Here is a 22,667-nt window from a genome sequence, read left to right as displayed (position 1 = left end):
TCAGATAATCTCGTCAATAGAAGTTCCGGGTGCAGCATACACTCTGGCTCACTTCAGCACACTAAAATCATGCTCTATTTTGTTGTAGACCAACGATCATGTGAAGCAGTCAGGGGAGTATTTAGGCAGAAAGAGAACCGGGTGTCCGGCGGTCTCAACCCGGTCTTGTAGACCAACGGTCATGCACAGCATCACGGCCTTTTGGTGGATTGGGGCATTATCCAGAATCAGGCGCGAGGGTTGGTCTAACTCGGGTAAGCAATAACCGCTCAACCACTCGGCAAAGCCCACCGCATCCAAAGAGCCATTAAAAAGCATCGGTGCAATAAAATCCTTAATGTGATTTCGCCGAGCAGCAACCAAGCTCTCTCGTTTCCGTCGTTTCCCCTGTTGGTCTCCAAATAACCGCTTCCCCCGTTTTGACCAGCCATAGACACAAGTGGGATTGGTATCAAATCCGGTTTCATCAACGTAAACGAGACTGAAACTCCCGTGCTGCTTCACCCATCCTTGCAACGTTTTTAAGTCATCCATCCGCTCAGAGTGACACCGTTCTCGGTACCGTGGAGCTTTGCTCGCTTGTAAAAGTTGTTTTTTTATGGGTGATTTTAAGTTTGCTCAAGGCATAGGCAATGGTCGAAATCCCGACACCAAATCGGTTTGCTCGGTCTGCTAATCGGTCATTAGGATAGGCTCTCACATCTGCTTCCAGTGCACACCAGTCCAGTTTCCGGGGACGACGAGTGACCACGGTTGGGGCTAAATTATCTCGTCCCAGCCACCGATAAATCGTGGAGCGACCCACCTGAAAAATTTTGGAGGCTTGTGTGATTTGACCACCCTGTTGGAGATAGGCAATCACCCGTTCACGTAAATCCAAGCTGTAACTCATGACCATGACCAAAGAAATGGGATGCAAGCCCCGCACTTTAGGGCGGCTTTGTTACAATCGGGACAGGAAATCCGCCACATCGCCAGAGGCTCGCACCGTAGAGTGGAGGAACCTGGAGGATCAGGGCAAACAACAGCGGGAGGGCATCTCGCAAAGAACTCTTGTGGAGGGCAAAGTCTTGAGACTCCCTGTGAAACAAGGAATCCTAGCCCTGCTTTGCACGCAAGCTATAGGGCGGGGAGGATGTCAAAGTGAACAACAATCGTTAAGTTTATCGCTGTTCTCTCCTCTCTGTCCCACTCCTACTTGGAATAGCTATAACTACTTATGAGTACCTTCCAGAAACTAAGCTAGAAGACTTAATGTAGAGCCTAAAACCCTTGATTTTTAATAAAGCCGATGATGAGATTTGAACTCACGGCCGCTCGATTACGAATCGAGTGCTCTACCACTGAGCTACATCGGCAACCAGGCCCCCCATTTTAGCATCAAGATTTTGTAAGTTTGCTGGCTCAGACTCAATCTCGTTGAGATTTAATTAGACTTAGGCTCCATCCAACTTGGTTGATCCAGAAGAAATACCTTTCTACTCGCTTCAGGCCTAGGCTAGGGCCGTTAAAAAGGGGCTGGGAGCTTTCTTGCCACGATCATCTTGGGCGTGGGTAGATAGAAAAAGCTGCTGTTGGGCCCGCGTCAAGGCAACATAAAACAGGCGTTTTTCTTCCTCAAGCCGACCTTCTTGGACACTGCGAAAACTTGGAAACTCTCCATCGGCCAGGCCAGCCACAAAGACCCGATCAAACTCTAACCCCTTAGCCTGGTGCACGGTAATTAACGGGACAAGATTCTCGGCCTGGGTGAGGCGGTCAATATTGCGTGTTAGAGCGGTAAATTCGATGATCTCTCGGAGGGCGGTGTGGGGATGGAGGTGAGCTTGATCCCGCTCTGTAAAGACATCAATGAGTTGATCCAAGTTCTCTAGGCGTTCCGGTTGACTGCTGTAATGGCGATATAACCCAGAATCTTGAATGACTTGGCGGATTAACTCTCCTGGCCGGAGTTGATCACTTGCTTGTCGCCATTGGGAGAGTTGTCGGGCAAAGGGGAAAAACTGGCGTTGATAGCGTTGAATCAGGGCCTGGCGTTGGGGGCGGCCGGGCAGGGTCAAGGGTAATAGGCAGTTCAGGAGTTCAACGGTGGTGCGGACATCATCATCGGCTTTGTGGGTGGGGGTTTGCTTGAGGTGAAAATGTTGGGCCAGGGTGGCGAGTTTATAGTTGGGGGCCTGGACAAAGCGATGGGCTAAATTCAGGGTGTCTCCCCAGCGAGAAATATTTAGCTCTAAACCAACGCGGCGGGCGTGGGCCTTGATCATCTTGACATCAAACCCCAGGTTATGGCCGACCCAATAGGCCCCTTGGGCAAACCGTTGAAATTCCTTAAACACTTCTTTAGCCGGCCGGCCCCGAATCATCAGAAATTGATCGCTATAACCATGGACGGCCTCGGTTTCACCAACGGGTTTGAGATTGGTAATAAACCGCTGGAAACTCAGGGTATGTTCGCCGCCGTCATAACGTTGGGCCGCAATTTCAATCACTTCCGATTCTGCCACCGAAAAGCCCGTTGTCTCCACATCAAAAACGATAATCTTGCCGGACTGCTGGGCCTGGAGAATCGCATGAAAGGGATCGCCGTCTTCGAGGGTGGGTAAATCAATTAAGTCGGTTAACCACAACCCACAGGCCTGGCCCTGTTTTTGAATTGTATTAATGGTTCCCAGGCCAATTTGTGGGACTAATTGTAAAAGAATTCGCCGGAGAGCCGTAGTATCAAAGGGATTCAGGAGGAGGCGGATTAGAGCGAGGGCATCTTTGACTTCTTGACGTTGGAAAAATTCAAACTGCTCCACCGTCAGGCAGGGAATTCCCATTGCTTTCAGGGTTGTGCTGATTTCGGCCAGGCGGAAATGATTGCGGGCTAAAACTGTAGTGCGACTGTAACTAAAGTTGGGGGTAGTTTTGGCTAGTGCTTGAATGTGTTGACCAATCCATTGCGCTTCGGCCTGGGCAGTCGGGGCCTGGTGGATGATCGGGGGTGGGCCAGCCGGGCAACTGGGGGCGGCACTAATGCGGGTGTGGCGATTGGCAAACTCCTGGGCAAATTGATCCGCTGTGGCTAACAAAGATTTAGTCGCCCGATAATTCCAGGCCAGTTCATAGACTTGGGGCTGAAACTCTTGGCGAAACTGGGACAAAATTAACTCAGGTTCTGACCCCCGCCACTCAAAAATCGTCTGATCCAGGTCTCCAATCAGGGCAATATTGCCGGAACCCCGTCCCAAATGGGCGACAATTTCATACTCAGAGCTATGGGTATCTTGGACTTCATCAATTTGTAAGAGCTTAAACCGTTGTTGCCAGCGTTGGGCAATTTCCGGATCAGTCCGTAACATCCGGCGCACATAGTAAATTAAATCGGCAAAATCGAGGGTGTGACGTTCTTGGAGGGCCAGTTGGTATTTAACCCCCTGTGGTGCGTAATCCCCCAGGCCCCGAAATACCCCTAACCAGCCATCATCACCCTGCCAATACCCGCGACTTTTAGTCGTCATCAGTTCACTGGTGTATTGTTTGACATCGCGGGGATCACTGAGGTTAAAAATCTGTTGGACAAGTTCTTGACAGTCGCGATCATCAAAAATCGTAAAATCGGCCGGTAAACCCATCGCAGTGGCTTCTTGCCGTAACATCCAAGCACAGAGACCATGAAAGGTTTTAATCGTTAGTTGCTCGGCCTGGTTGGGAATTTCTTGGCGGACGCGAGTCTTCATTTCCTGAGCAGCCCGGTTCGTAAACGTCAAACACAAAATATCCTGAGCTTGGAACCCTGCCTTCATGGCCTGGATTAAGCGAGCAGTTAAGACCCTGGTTTTCCCTGTGCCGGCCGGAGCCAAAACTAAAATTGCCCCGTGGAGATGTTCAGCAATGGCGGCCTGTTCGGGATTGAGTTCCATAGGGGTTGGGGTGGAAGGACGAGAAGGAAAAGCTCAGAATCAATGTTCTCGTAGAATATATCCGAGAAAACATCTAGGCTGTCAAGGTATATACATCCTAAGCCCCGATGGCCGATTCCCATTGTTAAGCCGATCACAAACCCGAATCTGTCCATATCCCAGGCCCGAAAGGGTTCCCCAGCCATAGATTAGACTAGAAGGGGCGTGACTGTATTGATGAATGTTTCGTCTGGAAATTCGCCACAACTTAGAAATGGCCCACCGCTTTTACCAGGCCGAGAATTCCCCCAAGTGTCGGAGTATTCATGGTCATAGTTGGCAGGTTATTTTGACGTTGCGCGCCCCCCAGTTAAATCCCCAGGCCATGGTGATTGAGTTTGGCGAATTAAAGCTGGTTTGGCGGGCCTGGTTAGATCAAAACTTAGATCATGCCCTGCTCTTGTATCAAGGCGATCCCGTTGTCAAACTACTCCAGGCCCATGATCCAGATTTACGCCTGTTTACCTTAACTACTGATCCAACAACTGAATGTTTAGCAGAATTTCTATATCATCAGGCCCAGCAAATCTTAACTGACTTGAACGCCGATCCCCAGATTCAGGTTGAACGCCTACGAATTGAAGAAACAGCCATAAATTCTGCTGAGTATCTTCCTTAAGCACGCCTGGATCAGATTTGGTCAACTCTTGTTTAGAAATCCCGTCGCGAAAATATCCAAGTTGCCAGGGAAAGTAACAACGCCGTATAGACCAGGCCATAGACCCCATTGATGATTAACTGTTGAGAACTCGGCAAAATTCCATAGACCGCATCATTTTTGAGATCCAGGCGGGATAAATCAGGCACAATTAAATAAATGGTATTAATTAGGGATTTGACAAACCCATCTTCCATCCGTTGTTGGAGTGTAATCAGGTTTTTGCTGAAATGCCCCATAAAATAAAGAGCTAAGGTCAATAATGTCCCAATCAAGGAACTGGTTAAGACCCCAAATAAAATTGCCGCGGCAGCCAATAACGCCAACTCTAAAATGAGATAAATCGAGGCAATTGTAATTGCTCCGGCTGGATAGGTAAACCCCTTGAAGCTCATCACAATAAAGAAAATGACCGTCATCAAGGCCACTAACACCGCCAAAACTGCGGCCAGGCCCAGATGTTTCCCAATAATAAATTCAGCCCGACTAATGGGTTTAGCGATCATTACCAGGGCGGTGCGCTGCTCGATTTCCCGATTGATCAAACCACTCCCGACAAAAGCGGTCACTACCAGGCCAAAGAGACTAATCGCCCCCATGCCCACATCCAGAGTAATTTTATTTTCTGTCCCTGCGGAGACTTCACTGAGTAAGACCACAGCCAAGGTCAGAAAAATCGCAAACACCGCCGTGATGTAGAGCACCCGTTCCCGAAAGGTGGCCTGGAAAACATTACGCCCAAGAACCCAAATCCGATCCATAGCTTTAATGCAAAGAATTATTTCTTGTAAAAATCTAATTGGTCTTTAGTCTCGGCATGAATCTCGACCTTGACTTGCCCTGTATTTTACCCCGCTTAGGACAGGGAGTTGCCTGGGGTTTTCTGGGATCACTAGGCTTGGGGTTGTCTCTGAAGTAAGTTTAGACGACCTTGGACATAAACATCATCAGGCACAACCCCTAACCAGGCCTGGTAATGCTGAATGGCTGATTCAATCTCTTGCAACTCTTCCGCCAACCAGCCCAAATTGCGATGGTGGTAATGGTGTTCTGGCATGAGCTTAAGGGCATTATTCAGAGCCAAAACAGCCAGGGTGAGATGATTCAGCAAGTAGGACACCATCCCCAGCTTTTCCCAGAGATCGGCCCGTTGGGGTTGATTCATCAGGGCCCGCTCTAATTTTTGACCTGTTGTAATTAAGGTTTGGCGTTGGCGGTTACTCAGGCCCAGGCGTTGGCTGGCCAAGTCCCAATAGGGCTTTGGGTCAAGAGTCGGAGTGGGGGAGGGTATCGCAAAATCCTGTCTCATGGGAGGTCTCCTAGTTGGAAATTGACCGAGATGCAGTAGTTTTGCCAGGTGTGCCAGCAAAATATCGGGGGCAATGGGTTTAGATAAAAAATCCTCAGCCCCAACACCTCGGGCCCGAATCCGAAAAATGGGGTGATCCGCAGCCGTCAGCATCAAAATGGGGATCTCAGCCAGGCCGGGAGTCCGGTGAATTTGCCGACAAAGCTCATACCCATCTACCTCAGGCATGACGATATCCAACAAAATCAGTGCCGGGGGAGTGGCCAGGAGTTGGGACTTGGCCTGGGTGGGACTCGTAATTGGCAAAACTTTATACCCGGCGGCCGTGAGGGTGAGAGAAATCTGCCGCTGCACCGTCCTACTATCGTCAATACAAGCAATCAAGGGAGCCGCAACTTGGTTTTGGGGAATCGGTTTAGCCATTAAGGAAGCAGGACACATCGGTGGGTAATCCATCACATAGGATTGATTCTCCCAGGCCCACCCGCAAGGAACAGTGATCAATCTATGCCCGGCCTGTGATCCTAGGCACGTTGGCCTGATAGTGACCATCCATCAAAAAATCCCTGTCCCAGTAAAAGCTGCAAGGACAAGGGATCAATAGGTTTCTGGACGCGCGGCTGTAGTATTTCCCAGATGGGTCTAGGTCTATAGCCAGTTTCTGAAAAAGATTAAAAAAGCTGCTAACGGTATTGAACCCCAGCCCGCGCCAGCCAGTCTAAGGCAATAGGTGTTTTTGAAATATCCGATGAATCTCCTTAGAAAACCTGTTCAACCTCAGCAATTTCGGGGATGGACTCTTTTAATTTCCGCTCAATCCCCATTCGTAACGTCATGGTTGAACTCGGACAAGAGCCACAGGCCCCTTGCAACCGCAGCCGGACAATGGGCCCTTCCACTTCAACCACCTCGACATTCCCGCCATCAGCCATGAGATAAGGGCGGAGTTCATCCAAGACTTTTTCAATGTTTGCGTGGGTGAGTTCTAACGTTGTAGCCATAGATACCTCGAGGGTAAATGAATCGGTTTGTCTTGATCGCTTTGCATCTGTCACCTTCTAGTTTAACATTCAACTTTTGTCAGGAAAATTCCCAATCTTGGCAGTCTTCCCCCAGGCCAATCTACCTCCCCAGGCCTGGGCCAGTCTCTGTTTGAGCCGTCTTATCAAAGGCAATGTTCGCAATTAAAAAAGGCAATGGTTAGCATTGGGATGGATCACAAGCTGGCTGACAATGACAAGAGGCCCAAAGCATTAATTAATGATGGGATGTCGCCGTGGGGAGAATTTTGGCCATGAACCGGATGAACGTTTTTGCACAAGGGATATTAATAGTAGCCCTGGCCTGGGGGAGCGCGGGATGTCAGACTTCACTCTCTCCTAATGCAACGGCCAGGCCGGTCTCTGCGGAAATCCCTGTAGATTTGGCGGTGGCTAAACCTGGAACCCTAGGCAGCAGGGTGACATTTACGGGAACGACGCGTCCGAATCAGGATGTGGTCTTGCGCGCCCAGGTGGAGGGACAGGTGCTCAGTTTAGGGGTAGATGTGGGGGATCGGGTGGCCCAGGGCCAGGTCTTAGCTCGTCTTGATGCTGCCCTTTTGCGCGCTGCCGTCATTGAAGCCGAATCGGAATTAGCCGCCCGCCGCAGTGAGGTCGTCCAGGCCCAGGCCCAGGTGAATAATGCCCGCATTGCCGTTGAACAAGCCCGCCTTAATCTACAGCAATCCCAGTCCGATGCCGCCCGCTTAAAACAGTTGTTAGCCAGTGGAGCCATTGCCGCCCAGACCGCCGAACAGGCCGAAACCACCGCCCAGACCCAACGCCAAGTCCTCGCCTCCACCCAGGCCCAAGTCCAAACGGCCCAAGAAGGGGTTGCCATTGCCCAAGGCCGAGTTCAAGCCCAAGCCGCCATTGTCAAACAAACCCAGGCCCGTCTCCAATATGCCCTGATTCGCTCGCCCCTCAATGGGGTTGTTTTGGAACGCTTAACGGAAACGGGCAACCTGGTTCAACCGGGGAATGAATTGCTACGGATTGGGAACTTAAACCAACTCCGAGTCGTGGTGGAGCTATCGGAACGGGAAGCGGCGGATCTGGGAGTTGGCCAATCGGCCGAGATTACCCTTGATGCTGCCCCCAATGAAACCCTCTCCGGTCGAGTCAGCCGGATTTCCCCAGCCGCCGAAGCAACTGCCCGATTGGTTCCAGTTGAAATTCTGATCAATAATCCCCAACAACGGTTTGGTTCTGGTCAGTTAGCCCGTGTGACATTTCAAGGGGAAACTCAGGCCCGGATTGTGGTACCTCAAAGTGCATTAGCTGGGGAGCAGGAGGGTAATGTCTCGGCTAAGGAGGGCCAAGTGTATGTGGTCACAAATAATCAGGTTGAGGTGCGGGCTGTGGAGTTGGGCAATCGCCGCAATGGGCAGGTGGAAATTGTTACGGGTCTGAATCCGGGGGAACGCTATGTGGTTCGCAGTGGCCGCCCCTTAAAGTCTGGAGATACAGTGCGGGTGAGTGTGTTATCAGAACGTTAAGTCGCGGTGAGAAGTTCCGGTGCGTTTACCCCAGGCCCCGCGGAGACAATCACCATATTTTCGGGGTGGATCAACTCTTGAATCACGTTTTCAACATCTTCTAACATGACTGCGGCTAAATGGTTGGGAAAGTCGCGAATTTCAGTTGTGGGGAGGCCAATAATTTCCTGAGCCAAAATCGAGCGGGCCAGTTGATCCAAGTTGGCTAAATCCACCGGATGGCTATTCATCAGGGTGCGTTTGGCGGCGGCCAGTTCGGCTTCAGTGATCCCAGATTCTTTGAGTTGTTTGAGGAGAGATAGGGTAGCCGTGATGGCCGGGGGGGTGTCTTCAGCGGCGGTTTGCATTTGGATCACGAACGGCCCAGGATGTTGTCCGGCAGCAAAGTAACTGTAAATTCCATAGGTTAAGCCGAGACGATCCCGAATTTCTACACCCAACCGGCTGGCTAAGGTATCGCCCCCAAGGATGTGATTGAGCAGGAGGGCCGCGTAAAACCGGGGATCTCGCCGTTCAATCCCCTGATGTCCTAAATAGGTAATGGCCTGGGTTTTGCCGGGTAAGACAGGATTAGTAAAGGAATTTTGTTTAGGTAACTCAATGTTTGGGATGTTTAACTTCAGAGAGTTTAGATTGTTTGACCAGGCCCCGAACAGGGTTTCTAATTCAGCTAAAACCGTCTCAATTTCAAAATTTCCAACTAGGGTTAGAATCGTGTTTTCTGGCGTGTATTGCTGCTGATAAAACTGAATTAAATCATCACGGGTAATGGCCTGGGTTGTTTCAAGGGTGGGAAAGGAATGCAGGGGATGATTGCTGGGATAAATGGTTTGCTGAAAGACGCGCCTTGCCACCCGATTCGGATCATCTAAATCCATCTGTAAATCCGTTAAGGCCCGTTGACGACTGCGGTTCAATTCAGCTTCGGGGAATGTCGCATTTTGGAGAATATCGGCCAAGGTTTCTAACAGTAACGATAAATCCGGCGACAAAACATAGCCATCCAAATCCACGCCTTCGCGAAATGCCGCCAACTCCAGGCCAGCCCCGCGGGATTCTAAACCTTGGGCCAGTTCCAATGCAGTCTTAGTTTTGGTGCCATTGCCGACATTTTCCGCGGTTAAATTGGCCACACCGGGTTTCGTTTGCAAATCATAGGCAGTTCCGGCTTGAATATGGCCGCTTAAGGTCACCGTGGGCGTGCTGGTATCCCGTAACAATAAAATCCGTAAGCCATTTTTGAGGGTGAATTTTTCCGGCAAGGCCTGGTGGGAGTGGGGCGGTTCGTGGGTAACAGGGGGCAAAAATTGGGCCACAGCGGCCGGATCCACGGGAATCCCGGGGCTAAAATCTTCACTGGTTTGCATTCCGCTGGCCTGGGGCGAGGTGGCGGTGAGTTCGCTCGGGATAAATTGCCCTTGAATCGCTTTTTCAGTCACCAGATAGGTTTGGGCCACCCGTTGAATATCGGCCGCGGTGACTTGGGTAATGCGGGTTAAAAGGGTTTCGCTGAAGTGATAATCGCCGGTGACAACTTGATCGTAGGCTAACTGTCCGGCCTGGCTGTCAATATCGCGGTTTCGCAAAATAAAGTGGGCTTGGAGTTGGGTTTTGGCTTGATCCAGTTCGGCAGCTGAGACGAGTTCGCTTTGAATTTGGCTAATCTCGGCCTGGAGAACCTCTAAAATTTCTTCGAGGCTGGTTTCTAAGGTGGCCACCGCATCCACTTCATACCAGCCCCCGGCCTGTAATCCGGCAGCATAGGCACTGACTGAACTGGCTAATCCGGTTTCGACTAGGGCTTGATATAACCTCGAACTGCGGCCGGCGGTCAAAATCGCATCCAAAACTTCAATGGCGGCAAAATCGGGATCTGTCCAGGCCGGGAGGGGATACAAAATCTGTAACAGGGGCGCGCTGCCGGGTTCTGAAAGAGTGATTGGCTGTTGGGGAACGGGGCCTGGGGTGGGCGGGGTCGGGGTGAAATTGGCTAAGGGTAAACCTGGCCTGGGAATTGCCCCAAAAATATCCTCTACCAGTTGCAAAGTCGGTTCCGCTTCAATATCTCCGGTAATCACAATCACAGCGTTGTCGGGGCGATAAAACTGGCGGTAATAACTCTGCACAGCCTCTAAACTAAAACTCTCCACATCAGCAACGGTTCCCCCCACAGGTAAGCCATAGGCATGATTGGGATAGAGCGTATTCATTAAGGTGCGACTGAGGCGATATTCCGGGCTGTTCTCATAGCCTTGGAGTTCCGAAATCACGACCCGTTTTTCGCTGCTGAGTTGATTGGGGGAAATATCTGTGTTTACCATCCGGTCGGCTTCGAGGATCAACAACGGCTCCAACTGACTCGCCCGCACGGTATGGAAATAGGCCGTCATGTCATAGCTGGTAAAGGCATTCGTCTGGCTGCCAATCGCACTAAATAACTGCCCAAACTGAATTGGCCGGCTTTGGGTTCCCTTAAACATTAAATGTTCGAGTTGGTGGGCAATCCCATTCTGGCCTGGGGCTTCTTGAGCGGAACCAACCCGATACCACACCTGCAAACTCACCACTGGGGCTGTCCGAATTTCCTTAAGCAGCACCACCAGGCCATTATCCAGTTCAGTTTTAAGCACGTTGGCGGTGAGGGACACAGAAGTGAGGGTTGGAGACATAGGGGAAAACAGTAGGGGGCCAGTAACCGCTAAATTGGGGTTCTTTTGATTATCTCTGAAGTTTATGCGTCCGGTGACTTAATCCTAAAAGACCCAAAGTTATCGCGTTACGCAGGCTGTTCTGAAAGAGTAGAAATGTCAAAAAGACTGCCCATCAAGCATTGTCTGACTGGTCTCCCTCTCACCCTCAATGAGTAACACGATAGTACCTGCCTTATGATGGTTGATAGCTTTCCAGTACATTTCAGACATGACCCAGGCCAGTCTTTATGACGCTTACCCCCACTAAAATTTCCACTGATCTCTATGACCAGGATTTAATGCTGTGGTATCAAGAAACCATCACCCGCCTCAAGGAACACGACTTTAATGATTTAGATATTGAGAACTTAATTGAGGAAATTGAAAGCTTGGCGAATCGAGAGCGGCGGGAGTTAAAAAGTCGTCTGTTTGTCCTAGTCTGCCATTATCTCAAGCGTCTTTATGTTCCGTCTAGACAAGATTACCGAGGTTGGGACGCGACGATTCGGGAACAACAACGACAACTCCGGCAAATCCTGAAAGATTCCCCCAGCCTAAAAAACTATGCCCACGCGCAATTCCCGGAGATTTGGACGGATGCCCTTGAAGAAGTCAACGCAAATTATCCTAACGTGGCATTTCCCCAGGCCTGGAGCTTGACCCAAACTATTGATGAGTTAGTTTCACCGGAATTTTTAGTGAAGTTAAACCAGCAAACACAGCCATAATCATCCAGCGTTTGGTTAACTTATAGAGTTCGTAGCTTTCCAGTACATTTCAGACATGACCCAGGCCAGTCCTTATGACGCTTACCCCCACTAAAATTTCCCAGGATCTCTATGACCAGGATTTAATGCTGTGGTATCAAGAAACGATCACCCGCCTCAAGCAACACGACTTTAATGACTTAGATATTGAGAACTTAATTGAGGAAATTGAAAGCTTGGCGAATCGAGAGCGGCGGGAGTTAAAAAGTCGTCTGTTTGTCCTAGTCTGCCATTATCTCAAGCGTCTTTATGTTCCGTCTAGACAAGATTACCGAGGTTGGGACGCGACGATTCGGGAACAACAACGACAACTCCGGCAAATCCTGAAAGATTCCCCCAGCCTAAAAAACTATGCCCACGCGCAATTCCCGGAGATTTGGACGGATGCCCTTGAAGAAGTCAACGCAAATTATCCTAACGTGGCATTTCCCCAGGCCTGGAGCTTGACCCAAACCATTGAGGAGTTAGTTTCACCGGAATTTTTAGTGAAGTTGAGCCAGCAAAAGCAGTCCTAAAATATAAATCAAGCGAGGATATGACTGTGATCAATTCCCCTGTAAAACTCCCCAGCGTTGGCGGGCTGCGGTAACGGCCTGTTGTTGATCCCGTCTTGTAATCCAACGATGATAGGTGCGGGTGTGAATGGCTACGGAATGGCCCATCATCCGGGCTGAGACGGTATCCGGTAAACCAATATGAATCGTGCGCACGGCCCAGGCATGGCGGAGATCATAGGGACTAAAGGGAATTTGATAGCGGCTAAATTGTTGAGTTACCCGTTGGCCAATCCGTTGGAGAGTAGTCGTTCTTAGATCCGTATTCACCGTTGGCAAGTTAATATCGTATAGCTTTAAGGTTTCAACCCACTCCGGCAAAAACGGCCAAACTTGATGCCCCCCGGTTTTAGTCGTATCCAGAACTTCAATGACGGCTTCGGGTTCCTGATCTCGCAGGCCGCTGTAGTCGCAAAAAAAGACCTCATGGTTGCGTAACCCATAGGTGGCCATAATGCCATAGACAAAACGCCAGGCCGGGTTGGGGATTTGCTTGTAGTAATGGAGAATTTCCGTATCGCTGGGCAGTTGACGGCGTTGGGTGCGGGTGGGGCTGTAATGTCCAGCAAAGTTGGCCAGGGGTAAGGGGAGTTTGATTTCTAAAAATTGGCTCAGGGCTTGCATCGCGGTACAACAGGCCTGGCGACTGCGGGAATTGGCAGGGGTGGATTGAATCGTGGCATAAATCAGTTCGACAAGGGAAATATTTTTGCGGGTAGCGGCGAGGGCTTCCAGTTTCCGAAAATAGGGACGGTAGGCCGTTGACCAGGTGGAGCGTTGTCCGAGGGTGGGGGGCTGGTTAAAAAAATGGGCCTGGAATGCGAAAACTTGATCCGCAACGGTGGCATCTGGGCCTAAGTGCTTAATGGGGGAAAGATAGGGCTGCCAATCAAAACGACCTTGGATCAGGAGTAGGGCAATCTCCATCGCCTTTCGTTCCGCCATTTCCAGGCCTGGGGGGGTTGCGGGAAGGCCCAAACTGAGGCGTTGCTGATGGGGAACTAAGCGATGACTGTCGGGCTTAGGCGGAAAAATGCCCCGGAGATTAAGTTTCTGTCCCCGTTGTTCCAGTTGTAGGCCAAGACGCGCCACTTTTAAGCGGGTATTGACTTGGGCAAGTTCTGTGGTGAATGAAACCTGTTGGCTAGGATTGCGGGGCATGACAGAGACAAGGCCAAAAAATACTTAGATGCTGAATCCCTTAAGTGGGCAAACCGAGTAATTCACCATTGCCAGAAATCACGCTGCCGATGATGTCACTCCTAAGACCCTGGACCTGGAAAAATGCTTGGGCGGCCTGGGCTTCGGCTGGGGGGACAATCAGGCAATACCCAATCCCCATATTAAAGGTCTCATACATGGCCGCGGGACTGACTTCGCCTTGAAATTGTAACCAGTCAAATAATTCTGGAACCGCCCAGGCCCCCGACTCAATGGCAATACTTTGATCAGACCCGAGGCAACGGGGTAAATTTTCCGGTAAGCCCCCCCCAGTAATGTGGGCCATGCCATGAATCTCCAGGCCAGCTTGGAGGGCCGCTTGAACAGGGGCAACATAGAGTTGGGTCGGAGTTAAGAAAATTTCCCCTAAGGATTTTTTCCCTAATTCCAAAACCTGATCAGTCCAGGCCCAGCCCTTGGTTTCCATAATCCGCCGCACCAAACTAAAGCCATTGCTATGGACTCCACTACTGGCCAGGCCAATCACCACATCCCCCAGATTCACCTCTATTGATAACCGTGCCTTTTCGACAATTCCGACACAAAAACCGGCCAAGTCATACTCCCCTGGTGCATAAAATCCCGGCATTTCCGCCGTTTCTCCCCCCAACAAGGCACAACCAACTTCCTCACAGGCGCGAGCTATGCCGGCCACCACATCCACCAAGGCCTGGGGGTCAAGTTTTCCCGTTGCCAAGTAATCAAGAAAAAAGAGGGGTTTGGCTCCAGAAGTCAGGACATCATTGACACACATGGCGACTAAATCAATGCCAATCGTCTGATGTTGACCCATGGCCTGGGCAATTTTCAGCTTGGTGCCGACCCCATCGGTTCCCGAGACTAAAACAGGCTGCTGATAGCCACTGGGCAATTCAAAATATCCAGCAAACCCCCCCAGTCCCCCTAAAACCTCAGGTCGCTGGGTCTTGGCCACTAAGCCCCGAATCTGTTGGACAAAATCCCGCCCGGCCTGGACATCTACCCCTGCTTCCCGGTAGTCCATCGTTTTCCTCGTGTCAGTACTCGCGTTAGCAATCATATCGGGGCCTAGACCCTCCTCACAATTGCCCAAGCCAACATGGGGATAACCACCAATGCCATCTGGAACCAAGAATAGTGGTTTTAACGTCTTAAACCTTGCCTACCAGTAGATGCAAAAGCGCAGAGGAGAGATCTAGACCTAAGACATATATATAGAGACATAATAGATCCACATTAGTGAACCTTGAGGAAGATTTTATTGGGCTTTGATGAAAAATAACAATAAATTCCGAAAAAATTTTATATTCAAGGCAATCTCCCTCATAAAATTATCTTCCTCCATATCTAATGTACCGGCACACAAATTGGCACACTTTCCTGACGGTTTTCTGGCCCAGTGAGTAGGTTTGAATGTAATGCGAAGCACAACTTCCCAGGGAGTTACTTCCGAAAAATACTTGGATAAAAACAAAACATAATTTTCTTTACTCTATTTTTTTACCCTGATCGTCCCCAAGGGAAATAAAACTTCTTGAGCCAAAATATCAAAATATTAGCCATCGAACCCTCGCCTTAATTTTATGACAGCCTAGAGAATTTTGACTATTTCGAAATCTCAGCAAAATCTTTGTGATTTAGATCACGAATTAATTTTGGAATTGAAAAATTTTTGTAGGCAATCATTAAGATTGTTTATCATTCTCCGAAGTTTTGCAGCCTGATAAAAACTTTTTGGGGCCTGGGATTGGGGAAATATACCTATAATTTATCCTGAAAAAATCAAATAAAACCTGGCCGATCAAGCGATCCCGGCCCTCCAAAGCTTCGTGGTACGTTAAAACAGTCCCGCTTGTTGAGGGCAAACTCGGCTCAACTTCGAGTTGTCTGCGAACCCAGTTTTCAAGCTTGTTGCTAGTGCTGGCCGCAATGTTCACCACAAGCCTATGTTTAACGGACGTAGTGTATGAATCAAAAAAACCTTATTTTGGGGATGGCGACTACGGTTCTCGCTGTCTTGGGCTTCTTACCTTGGAGTGAGGCTACCCCAGAACGCTCTGCTGACTCCCAACCGTCTCAATCTCTTGCTTCCGCCTCAGTTACACCTGCAGCCAATTCCATTGCAGACTCTGCCCCCACCGCCGCCACAACCTCGGGTCAATCTGCCCAACAAGCTTTTGACAACTCTGCCTCCACAGCTACGACCATCCGCCCTATTGCCACAACCTTGATCCATGACTTGAATGGCCGAGAAGTTGTCACCCTCTATCTGCGGGGAATTCCGGCTATGACCTTTTTGGGGTCTCAGGCTTCTCCTCCCAGCGGTGTGCAAGTTGCTTCAGCGGCAAATCTTGGGATTGCTCGCAATGCAGCTCCAATAACCGCGGTTGTCCAGGCCAATCAGTTAGCTGAACGGCTAAACCAGCTTCACACCAGTGGGGTTGATGCTAAAACAATCCGCTTGGCCTGGAATCCGAACATTAACAGCTATCGCATTTATGCAGGTCAAGATCCACGTCAGGATGCCCTGGTCACTGTCAATGGTAGTATTATCTTTCCTCAAGGCGGTAAAAATCTCTCTAGGGATGCACTCCAAATTACCAACCTGATTCGGCGACAACTGGGTAATGCCCCGGCTTTAACAACTGCAGAGGGACGAAATTATCCCACCCAAACTCGAGTGGCAACCAGTAATTTCAACTCTGGGGCCGCGCGCTCCCTCTTTACGGGGATGGCTTCTTGGTATGGGCCAGGATTTCATGGGGCAAGGACTTCCAGTGGTGAACGGTTTGACCAATATGCCATGACGGCGGCTCACAAAACCTTACCCTTTGGCACGATGGTTCGAGTCACTAACCTGAACAATGGTCGCTCGGTCTTAGTGCGAATTAATGATCGTGGCCCCTTTACCCCAGGTCGAGTGATTGATCTGTCCCGAGGGGCTGCTGAAGTGATTGGCCTGGTCAGTAGTGGAGTTGGTTCAGTCCGCATCGAAGTTATGGAATAAAAGATTTCTCACCGCCAACTGCTGACTAAATCTCCGCTACTAATAATTTACTGTCAAAATAATTCTAACGGTGTCTTCCTAGGCACTGTTTTTTTATGGCTTTTTTATGGAGGTTGCATGGGGCTTGAGGAATTATCCTGACTCGGCTGGGAATAAGCTATTGTTGACTAGACCTCTGTTGCTGATCCTTGGTTAAATGTATGCCTGCTGAACAACGGATTGAAGTCTTGCCCGATTTGGAGAGCCTGAGCCAGCGGGCCCTCGAAATTACCGTTGAGCAAATGGAGTTGGCCCTGGCGGCGAGGGGTCGGTTTAATATTGTTCTAGCGGGAGGCAGCACACCCAAAAGTCTCTATGAAAGACTATCTCAAGAGGCCTTACCCTGGTCAGCGTTTCATGTTTTTTGGGGAGATGAGCGTTATGTGCCTCCAGATCACCCCGATAGCAATGAAGGGATGGCCCGCCAGGCCTGGTTAGATCACATTCCGATTCCCGCCGCGCAAATTTATCCAATGCCGACCTTTTTACCTGACCCTCACCAGGCCGCAGCGCAGTATCACCAAGAGCTTCTAGTCTACTTTCAGTCCTTGGATAAACCAACGCCAGACTTTGATCTTGTTCTGTTGGGGATGGGCCCGGATGGACATACAGCCTCTTTGTTTCCCCATACCCCCGCCCTCAATGTAACTGATCAATTTGTCACTGTGGGAGAGAAAGAGGGACAACCCCGCTTAACCCTGACGGTTCCAGTCATTAACCAGGCCCGTTGCGTGTTGTTTCTGGTGGCTGGAGCAAACAAGCAAGCAGCCCTTGGACAAGTCTTAACGAAAACGGGTGATCCACAGGCCTATCCGGCCCGGCTAATTCAACCGGATGAAACCTTGATTTGGTTGTTGGATCAAGAGGCTGGCCTGGGTTGGAGTGACGAATAATCTTAGCCGCAAATTTCCGCAAATTTCTCCCTGATTTCTGCATGATTCACTATAAAATAGCCGGATAACTGTCCATAGTGATCAATTCCGAGTCACCTTTCGGGATAGTTTAGAAGTGGGCTAATTGGCCAAACTTGTTTGGGGCTACGATGTTCCTATGATTATTTGTCCTACTTGCCAACACCCAAACCCTGACCATGCAGTGCAATGCGAGAATTGCTTTTCGGCGCTACCCCAAATGAATACTTGTCCTAATTGCCAAGCTCCTGTCCAGGCCGATGCCAGCTTTTGTGGCCAGTGTGGCTTTAATCTGCGTCAGATCATGGCTCCCCCCCCACCAGATATGCCCCCCTTACCGGATTTATCAGTTCCCCTCACACCTCCCTTTACCGATATTCCCGAGTTAACTGATATTCCTGAGTTAGGTGCACCAGAATCCCTGACCCCTGTTTCTACCTTGCCCCGCCCCCCGATCCCACCCCCGCCCTCAGTGTTTAGTGTGCCTTCCACCCCCTTGGCTCAGATCAAGGCGCAGCTTTACCACATCCAAACCAAAATTCCTGTCCCCATTCCCACTGGCCTGGCGGTTATCCACATCGGCAAGCCCAACGACCGCATTCCCCCCAACATTGATCTGTCTGGTTTTCCCAATTCCGAAATTGTCTCCCGGATTCATGCTGATCTCTGCTTAGATGGAGAAACAATCCTCTTAGAAGATGTGGGTAGTGCCAATGGTACCTATGTGAATAATCAACCCCTACCCCCTGGGAATCGTTACTCCCTTAAGAACGGCGATCGGATTGCCTTCGGCAAAGGAGATTTGGTGACGTTTATCTTTCAAATCATGATCTAAGCCGGTCTTTTTTTGTTCTTTTAGTCATTCAATCATGTTTGCCTCACTCCATGCCCTGATCTATGACTTAATCTTAGAGATGAGGTTAAGTTTTCTGTCCCTAGGCAAGTATTTTAGGCTCTTGTCCGGCTTGCATCAGAGTCCCATTTTTAACGTTTTTTCACTATGTCCCCCTGGTTAATATCGTGATCACTCTTACTCTTCTCCATCCCGTCCAGGCCACTCCCGTACAAAGCTGGACATTTGAGCATGAGTCTGTTGTTCGCATCGGTCGAGCCGTAGATAATCATGTGGTGCTGTACAGCGCAGTTGTATCTCGTCACCATGTGGAACTCCGCCGGAGTGGGTTGCATTGGGAAGTGGTCAATCTGGGCACAAATGGGACGTACTTAGATGGAAAACGGGTTCAACAAGCCTCCCTAAATGACGGTGGCATCCTCCGCCTAGCCCGATCGGGGCCCAATATTCAAATTCGGATTGGTACTTCTAGCCAGCCGCCGCCCCCCAATGCCCGCATGGATACGATGCCAGAACGAGGAACAGTCCCTGAGCAATATGTGGATCCGGCTAAGATGACCATTGGTGGTGTCCAAACCGAGGCTGAAACCCGCCCCCAGGGTATAGGGCAGTCCCAAACCGGGGAAGAGGATGATGAGGAAAGTGACCGAAAATTCCATGTTGTCGGTGATTTACCCCTAGAGTTTTTGGGGGAGTACCAGGGAAGTGAATGCCAGCATCCCCACAAGACTGAGCGGGATCTGTTCTGTCCAGATTGTGGCTTCCCCTTGCAAGTGCAGAAGATTCTCGGCCCCTATAAAGTGATTCGGGAATGGACAGAAGAGGGGGAGTTTTTGGCCTGGCGCGGTGGACGAACCGTTGTCTTGAAAGCCTTAGCTCGCCAGGCCAGCATTGCTAATCGCGCCACATTTCGCCACCAGGCCCGGCAATTATGTCAACTTGACCACCCCAGCTTACCCAAATTCTATGAAGCCTTTGCCGTGGATGGCCAGTCCTATTTATCGGCAGAAATGGTTTACGGCCCCACCCTCGAAGCCCAGATTAAAGCAGCAGGGGCCTTGGATTTGGCCGAGGTCTGCCAACGCTTAGAACCGATCTGTGAACTCCTCGACCGTAACCACCGCCAGCATCCGCCCCTCATTCATCAGCAAATTGAACCTCGCAACTTTGTGAGGGCCTTACTGCCTCGGCCTGGAACCTCCCCTGATGGCCCGGCCGGGGAATGGGTGTTGGTGGGGTGGGGCCATGTGGTGGTGACTACGGCGGAAACGGGAACCATGATGAGTAATATGGGTTATCTCCCTCCAGAGCAACAGGCTGGCCAAGTGCAACCGGCCTCTGATTTGTATGGACTGGGAGCAACCTTAGTTTATTTGCTGACAGGCTATGAGCCAGATGCCTATTTCCGCTGGGGTGTGAAAGAATATCGCCTGTATGCCGAGGACATTCCCCGCCTTGATTCAGCCGTAGCCGATGTGATTAATCAATTGACTGATCCCAATCCTGCGGCTCGATTTAGTTCTGCAACCCAGGCCATTGCGCAACTGAGTACCCTGATTTAAGGGGCATGGTCATCGGTTTAAAAAAATTTTTTATAACTTTTTGACTTGAGAATATTTTATCTCAGAAAATATAGTTTTACTCATTTAGGGTAAGACAGAGACAAGCCAGGAAATGCTTTATGGGCCGTCTTTTTGACATTTCTATTCTCTTATAACAGTCTGCGTAATGCTATATGCCCAATCCGTTGATCATTTGTCCGGGATTTCATGAGCCGGCCTGGACGGGTAAATGGCTAGGGGGGATGGCCATAGAAGCAAGTCAGGTGAGGTGTTTGCCCCGATTAGAACCTGTTTATTCTCCAGGGGCTGTCCTTGAATTCTGCCAGGCCCACTGTGATCCGACCCAACCCTTAGTGATGGTGGCCTATAGTGCTGGAGTGGTGGGGGGCCTGGGAGCGGCAGAACGCTGGCAAGCATTGGGTGGAATTGTCGGTGGGGTCGTGGTGATTGATGCTTGGGGAGTACCCTTATGGGGCAATTTCCCGCTTGTGACGGTTAGCCATGATTGGATTACAGATGTTTGTAGCCAGGCCTGGGGGAACCAAAATCACTTTTTTGCCCAACCTGCTGTCACCCATGCCCAACTGTGGCAATCTCCCCAAGGGGCCTGGGGCCTGGGAACCCTTAACGGAGAAACGACGCGCCAAACGGCCAAAACCTTTATCCAAAAAAACCTGGAGCAATTTCCAGTCAGTGGCTTGCACAACATATCAGCCTAGGCCAGATCTGACGGTTGAAAGTCTTCACCAGCCCAAACACTGAACTTAGGAGTCGCATCAATCAGAGAGGATTAAGCATCATCTAAAGCGGCTACACCAGGAAGAACTTTCCCTTCCAGAAGCTCTAAGCTAGCTCCCCCCCCGGTTGAGATATGACTCATTTGCTCGGCAACCCCAACTTTTTCCACAGCCGCAACGGAATCTCCACCGCCAATGATGGTGCAAACGCCGGTATGGGTCAGTTCCGCTAACGTCCGGGCAATGGCCTCCGTTCCGGCAGCAAATTGATCAAACTCAAATACCCCCATCGGCCCATTCCAAATGACGGTTTTACAATCTTTGAGAGCAGCTTGGAAGGTGGCAATGCTGTCGGGGCCAATATCTAACCCCATCCAGCCAGCAGGAATATTGGTGACAGGAACAGTTTGGGCACTGGCATCGGCGGCAAAGGCATCGGCCACCACCACATCGGTTGGCAAGAGTAATTTCACCCCCCGTGCTTTGGCCTTGGCTTCGAGGGCGGTGGCCAGTTCTAACTTGTCAGTTTCCACTAAGGATTTACCGACACTCAAACCCTGGGTCTGGAAGAAGGTAAAAATCATCCCGCCCCCCAAGATCAGAATGTCCACCTTGTCTAAGAGGGTCTCAATCACGCCAATTTTGGAGGACACTTTCGACCCCCCGACAATGGCTGCTAAGGGCCGGCGGGGATTTTCGATGGCGTTTTGCAGATATTCCAGTTCTTTCTCCATCAGCAGGCCGGTGACACAGGGACTCAGGTATTGGGTGACTCCGGCGGTGGAGGCGTGGGCCCGGTGGGCTGTCCCAAAGGCATCGTTGACATAGACTTCGGCTACGGAGGCTAATTTTGCGGCAAAGGCTGGATCATTTTTTTCTTCTTCGGGGTAGAACCGGACATTTTCCAACAGCGTCACCGCACCGGGAGTCATGGCCTGGCAGTGGGCAGTCACGGCATCCCCAATACAATCATCCAGCTTGCTTACGGCTTGCCCAAGAAGTTCACCTAGGCGGGTGGCCACCGGATTGAGCCGGAGTGTGTCATCTACGCCTTTTGGCCGGCCAAAGTGACTGACGAGAATAACTTTTGCGCCTTTGCTAGTCAGATTTTGAATGGTCGGGAGTGCGGCCCGAATCCGTGTATCGTCTGTGATTGCGCCCGTGCCATCGAGGGGGACATTAAAATCCGCCCGAACTAATACCCGTTTCCCGTCTAAGTCAGCGGCGGTTAAATCTGCTAATGTTTTTTTTGACACGGTAATTGACTCCTAAATCTGCGTTGCGTGTGCAAGTGTGGCAATGTCACCCGACCCCAGGCCTGGGAGGGTATCCAATCGTAAGACAATGGCAGTAGTGGCTAATCCCAAATCTGGCCCAATTGCCGTAACCAATTTTACCGAAGTGCGTACCCTGCCACCTAATCCAAAGGAGATCGAAGACAATGTTTAAGCGGATTTTATTTCCCGTTGATCGGAGTCGTGATACCCAAGATGCGGCTGAAACTCTGATTCAGTTAGCCCAGTTTTGCCAAGGCCAGTTATGGTTGCTTGCGGTTCAAGAAGGGGAACCTGACCCGGAAACCACCCAGGCCATTGATAGTTTTTTAGAGCAATTAAAACTGGGCTTTACCAATCAGGGTTTAACGACAGAAGTTTTGCAACGCCAAGGTATTCCCGCCTTTGTGATCTGTGATATTGCCGATGAATTGAATGCCGATTTAATTGTTATGGGTTGCCGGGGGATTGGTTTAACCCAAGAAGGAGCCAATGAAAGTGTCAGTAACCGGGTGATTAACCTAGCCCCCTGTCCAGTCTTAGTTGTGCCGTAACCCTAAATCAGACTATTTTCTTAAGGTGATTCTAGGCCTATAATAGGGGTTTGTGTGCATATCAAT

The 22,667-nt window shown here is 50.2% G+C and carries 19 protein-coding genes, 1 tRNA gene and 1 pseudogene; 10 read left to right on the top strand and 11 right to left on the bottom strand.

The window, feature by feature from the left end:
- Window positions 1–51 precede the first annotated feature (51 nt).
- From RIF25_RS11630 to RIF25_RS11620, 3 genes and pseudogenes are all read right to left on the bottom strand, one after another.
- Window positions 52–892: pseudogene (locus RIF25_RS11630) on the bottom strand (IS630 transposase-related protein); the annotation flags it as partial.
- A gap of 394 nt (window positions 893–1,286) precedes the next feature.
- Window positions 1,287–1,358, bottom strand: a tRNA-Thr gene (locus RIF25_RS11625).
- A 135-nt stretch (window positions 1,359–1,493) separates the two neighbouring features.
- Window positions 1,494–3,908, bottom strand: coding sequence for a 3'-5' exonuclease (locus tag RIF25_RS11620; protein ID WP_322878708.1), 2,415 nt, complete (start codon window positions 3,906–3,908; stop codon window positions 1,494–1,496).
- 220 nt (window positions 3,909–4,128) lie between these two features.
- On the opposite strand from RIF25_RS11620, the gene RIF25_RS11615 reads away from it, so the two are divergent.
- On the top strand, window positions 4,129–4,566 hold the full coding sequence (locus RIF25_RS11615; RefSeq protein WP_322878707.1) for a 6-pyruvoyl trahydropterin synthase family protein: 438 nt from the start codon (window positions 4,129–4,131) through the stop codon (window positions 4,564–4,566).
- A 32-nt stretch (window positions 4,567–4,598) separates the two neighbouring features.
- On the opposite strand, the gene RIF25_RS11610 is transcribed toward RIF25_RS11615, so the two are convergent.
- The 3 genes from RIF25_RS11610 to RIF25_RS11600 form a co-directional block, all read right to left on the bottom strand.
- The gene (locus tag RIF25_RS11610) at window positions 4,599–5,366 is read right to left on the bottom strand and encodes an ABC transporter permease (RefSeq protein ID WP_322878706.1); all 768 of its coding nucleotides are present in this window, start codon (window positions 5,364–5,366) and stop codon (window positions 4,599–4,601) included.
- 131 nt (window positions 5,367–5,497) lie between these two features.
- Window positions 5,498–6,418 carry a response regulator gene (locus tag RIF25_RS11605; protein ID WP_322878705.1) on the bottom strand — a complete coding sequence of 307 codons (921 nt, stop codon included), beginning with the start codon at window positions 6,416–6,418 and terminating at the stop codon, window positions 5,498–5,500.
- 254 nt (window positions 6,419–6,672) lie between these two features.
- Window positions 6,673–6,915 carry a NifU family protein gene (locus tag RIF25_RS11600; RefSeq protein ID WP_322878704.1) on the bottom strand — a complete coding sequence of 81 codons (243 nt, stop codon included), beginning with the start codon at window positions 6,913–6,915 and terminating at the stop codon, window positions 6,673–6,675.
- A 302-nt stretch (window positions 6,916–7,217) separates the two neighbouring features.
- On the opposite strand from RIF25_RS11600, the gene RIF25_RS11595 reads away from it, so the two are divergent.
- On the top strand, window positions 7,218–8,453 hold the full coding sequence (locus RIF25_RS11595; protein ID WP_322878703.1) for an efflux RND transporter periplasmic adaptor subunit: 1,236 nt from the start codon (window positions 7,218–7,220) through the stop codon (window positions 8,451–8,453).
- Here RIF25_RS11595 and RIF25_RS11590 read toward each other — a convergent pair.
- Window positions 8,450–11,122 carry a M16 family metallopeptidase gene (locus RIF25_RS11590; protein ID WP_322878702.1) on the bottom strand — a complete coding sequence of 891 codons (2,673 nt, stop codon included), beginning with the start codon at window positions 11,120–11,122 and terminating at the stop codon, window positions 8,450–8,452. The two genes, RIF25_RS11595 and RIF25_RS11590, sit on opposite strands and share 4 nt — an antisense overlap.
- A 269-nt stretch (window positions 11,123–11,391) precedes the next feature.
- On the opposite strand from RIF25_RS11590, the gene RIF25_RS11585 reads away from it, so the two are divergent.
- Window positions 11,392–11,871 carry a DUF29 domain-containing protein gene (locus tag RIF25_RS11585; protein ID WP_322878701.1) on the top strand — a complete coding sequence of 160 codons (480 nt, stop codon included), beginning with the start codon at window positions 11,392–11,394 and terminating at the stop codon, window positions 11,869–11,871.
- Window positions 11,872–11,945: 74 nt separating this feature from the next.
- A complete protein-coding gene (locus RIF25_RS11580) occupies window positions 11,946–12,425 on the top strand; it encodes a DUF29 domain-containing protein (RefSeq protein ID WP_322878700.1) in 480 nt (159 codons plus the stop codon).
- Window positions 12,426–12,455: 30 nt separating this feature from the next.
- Here RIF25_RS11580 and RIF25_RS11575 read toward each other — a convergent pair whose 3' ends face one another.
- Both RIF25_RS11575 and purM read right to left on the bottom strand, forming a co-directional pair.
- Complete coding sequence (locus RIF25_RS11575) at window positions 12,456–13,625, bottom strand: site-specific integrase (protein ID WP_322878699.1); 1,170 nt, start codon at window positions 13,623–13,625, stop codon at window positions 12,456–12,458.
- Between the two features lie 40 nt (window positions 13,626–13,665).
- A complete protein-coding gene (gene purM, locus RIF25_RS11570; protein ID WP_322878698.1) occupies window positions 13,666–14,688 on the bottom strand; it encodes a phosphoribosylformylglycinamidine cyclo-ligase in 1,023 nt (340 codons plus the stop codon).
- Between the two features lie 942 nt (window positions 14,689–15,630).
- On the opposite strand from purM, the gene RIF25_RS11565 reads away from it, so the two are divergent.
- The 5 genes from RIF25_RS11565 (at window position 15,631) to RIF25_RS11545 (ending at window position 20,755) form a co-directional block, all read left to right on the top strand.
- Entirely contained in the window at window positions 15,631–16,671 is a 1,041-nt protein-coding gene (locus tag RIF25_RS11565) for a septal ring lytic transglycosylase RlpA family protein (RefSeq protein ID WP_322878697.1), read from the top strand.
- 200 nt (window positions 16,672–16,871) lie between these two features.
- Window positions 16,872–17,603 (top strand): 6-phosphogluconolactonase, encoded by a 732-nt coding sequence (pgl, locus tag RIF25_RS11560; protein ID WP_322878696.1) that lies wholly within the window; start codon window positions 16,872–16,874, stop codon window positions 17,601–17,603.
- Between the two features lie 157 nt (window positions 17,604–17,760).
- Window positions 17,761–18,456, top strand: a complete 696-nt coding sequence (locus tag RIF25_RS11555) for an FHA domain-containing protein (RefSeq protein ID WP_322878732.1) — start codon at window positions 17,761–17,763, stop codon at window positions 18,454–18,456.
- Window positions 18,457–18,641: 185 nt separating this feature from the next.
- Entirely contained in the window at window positions 18,642–20,036 is a 1,395-nt protein-coding gene (locus RIF25_RS11550) for an FHA domain-containing protein (RefSeq protein ID WP_322878695.1), read from the top strand.
- A 173-nt stretch (window positions 20,037–20,209) separates the two neighbouring features.
- Complete coding sequence (locus RIF25_RS11545) at window positions 20,210–20,755, top strand: hypothetical protein (protein ID WP_322878694.1); 546 nt, start codon at window positions 20,210–20,212, stop codon at window positions 20,753–20,755.
- Between the two features lie 71 nt (window positions 20,756–20,826).
- Here RIF25_RS11545 and RIF25_RS11540 read toward each other — a convergent pair whose 3' ends face one another.
- Entirely contained in the window at window positions 20,827–22,029 is a 1,203-nt protein-coding gene (locus tag RIF25_RS11540; RefSeq protein WP_322878693.1) for a phosphoglycerate kinase, read from the bottom strand.
- A gap of 12 nt (window positions 22,030–22,041) precedes the next feature.
- Complete coding sequence (locus tag RIF25_RS11535; protein ID WP_322878692.1) at window positions 22,042–22,164, bottom strand: hypothetical protein; 123 nt, start codon at window positions 22,162–22,164, stop codon at window positions 22,042–22,044.
- A 50-nt stretch (window positions 22,165–22,214) separates the two neighbouring features.
- On the opposite strand from RIF25_RS11535, the gene RIF25_RS11530 reads away from it, so the two are divergent.
- Window positions 22,215–22,601: a universal stress protein gene (locus tag RIF25_RS11530; RefSeq protein WP_322878691.1), complete on the top strand. Its 387-nt coding sequence runs from the start codon at window positions 22,215–22,217 to the stop codon at window positions 22,599–22,601.
- Window positions 22,602–22,667 lie beyond the last annotated feature (66 nt).

This window comes from Pseudocalidococcus azoricus BACA0444, assembly GCF_031729055.1.
Taxonomy (GTDB): domain Bacteria; phylum Cyanobacteriota; class Cyanobacteriia; order Thermosynechococcales; family Thermosynechococcaceae; genus Pseudocalidococcus; species Pseudocalidococcus azoricus.
Note: the sequence above shows the minus strand (reverse complement) of the source record. Positions and strands in the feature narration are given on the sequence as shown.

Bases quoted from the DNA above. Each gene is read 5' to 3' on its own strand.
- RIF25_RS11620 (WP_322878708.1), bottom strand. From the start codon at position 3,908: ATGGAACTCAATCCCGAACAGGCCGCCATTGCTGAACATCTCCACGGG.
- RIF25_RS11615 (WP_322878707.1), top strand. From the start codon at position 4,129: ATGTTTCGTCTGGAAATTCGCCACAACTTAGAAATGGCCCACCGCTTT.
- RIF25_RS11610 (WP_322878706.1), bottom strand. From the start codon at position 5,366: ATGGATCGGATTTGGGTTCTTGGGCGTAATGTTTTCCAGGCCACCTTT.
- RIF25_RS11600 (WP_322878704.1), bottom strand. From the start codon at position 6,915: ATGGCTACAACGTTAGAACTCACCCACGCAAACATTGAAAAAGTCTTG.
- RIF25_RS11595 (WP_322878703.1), top strand. From the start codon at position 7,218: ATGAACGTTTTTGCACAAGGGATATTAATAGTAGCCCTGGCCTGGGGG.
- RIF25_RS11590 (WP_322878702.1), bottom strand. From the start codon at position 11,122: ATGTCTCCAACCCTCACTTCTGTGTCCCTCACCGCCAACGTGCTTAAA.
- RIF25_RS11585 (WP_322878701.1), top strand. From the start codon at position 11,392: ATGACGCTTACCCCCACTAAAATTTCCACTGATCTCTATGACCAGGAT.
- RIF25_RS11580 (WP_322878700.1), top strand. From the start codon at position 11,946: ATGACGCTTACCCCCACTAAAATTTCCCAGGATCTCTATGACCAGGAT.
- RIF25_RS11575 (WP_322878699.1), bottom strand. From the start codon at position 13,625: ATGCCCCGCAATCCTAGCCAACAGGTTTCATTCACCACAGAACTTGCC.
- purM (WP_322878698.1), bottom strand. From the start codon at position 14,688: ATGGACTACCGGGAAGCAGGGGTAGATGTCCAGGCCGGGCGGGATTTT.
- RIF25_RS11565 (WP_322878697.1), top strand. From the start codon at position 15,631: ATGAATCAAAAAAACCTTATTTTGGGGATGGCGACTACGGTTCTCGCT.
- pgl (WP_322878696.1), top strand. From the start codon at position 16,872: ATGCCTGCTGAACAACGGATTGAAGTCTTGCCCGATTTGGAGAGCCTG.
- RIF25_RS11555 (WP_322878732.1), top strand. From the start codon at position 17,761: ATGATTATTTGTCCTACTTGCCAACACCCAAACCCTGACCATGCAGTG.
- RIF25_RS11545 (WP_322878694.1), top strand. From the start codon at position 20,210: ATGCCCAATCCGTTGATCATTTGTCCGGGATTTCATGAGCCGGCCTGG.
- RIF25_RS11530 (WP_322878691.1), top strand. From the start codon at position 22,215: ATGTTTAAGCGGATTTTATTTCCCGTTGATCGGAGTCGTGATACCCAA.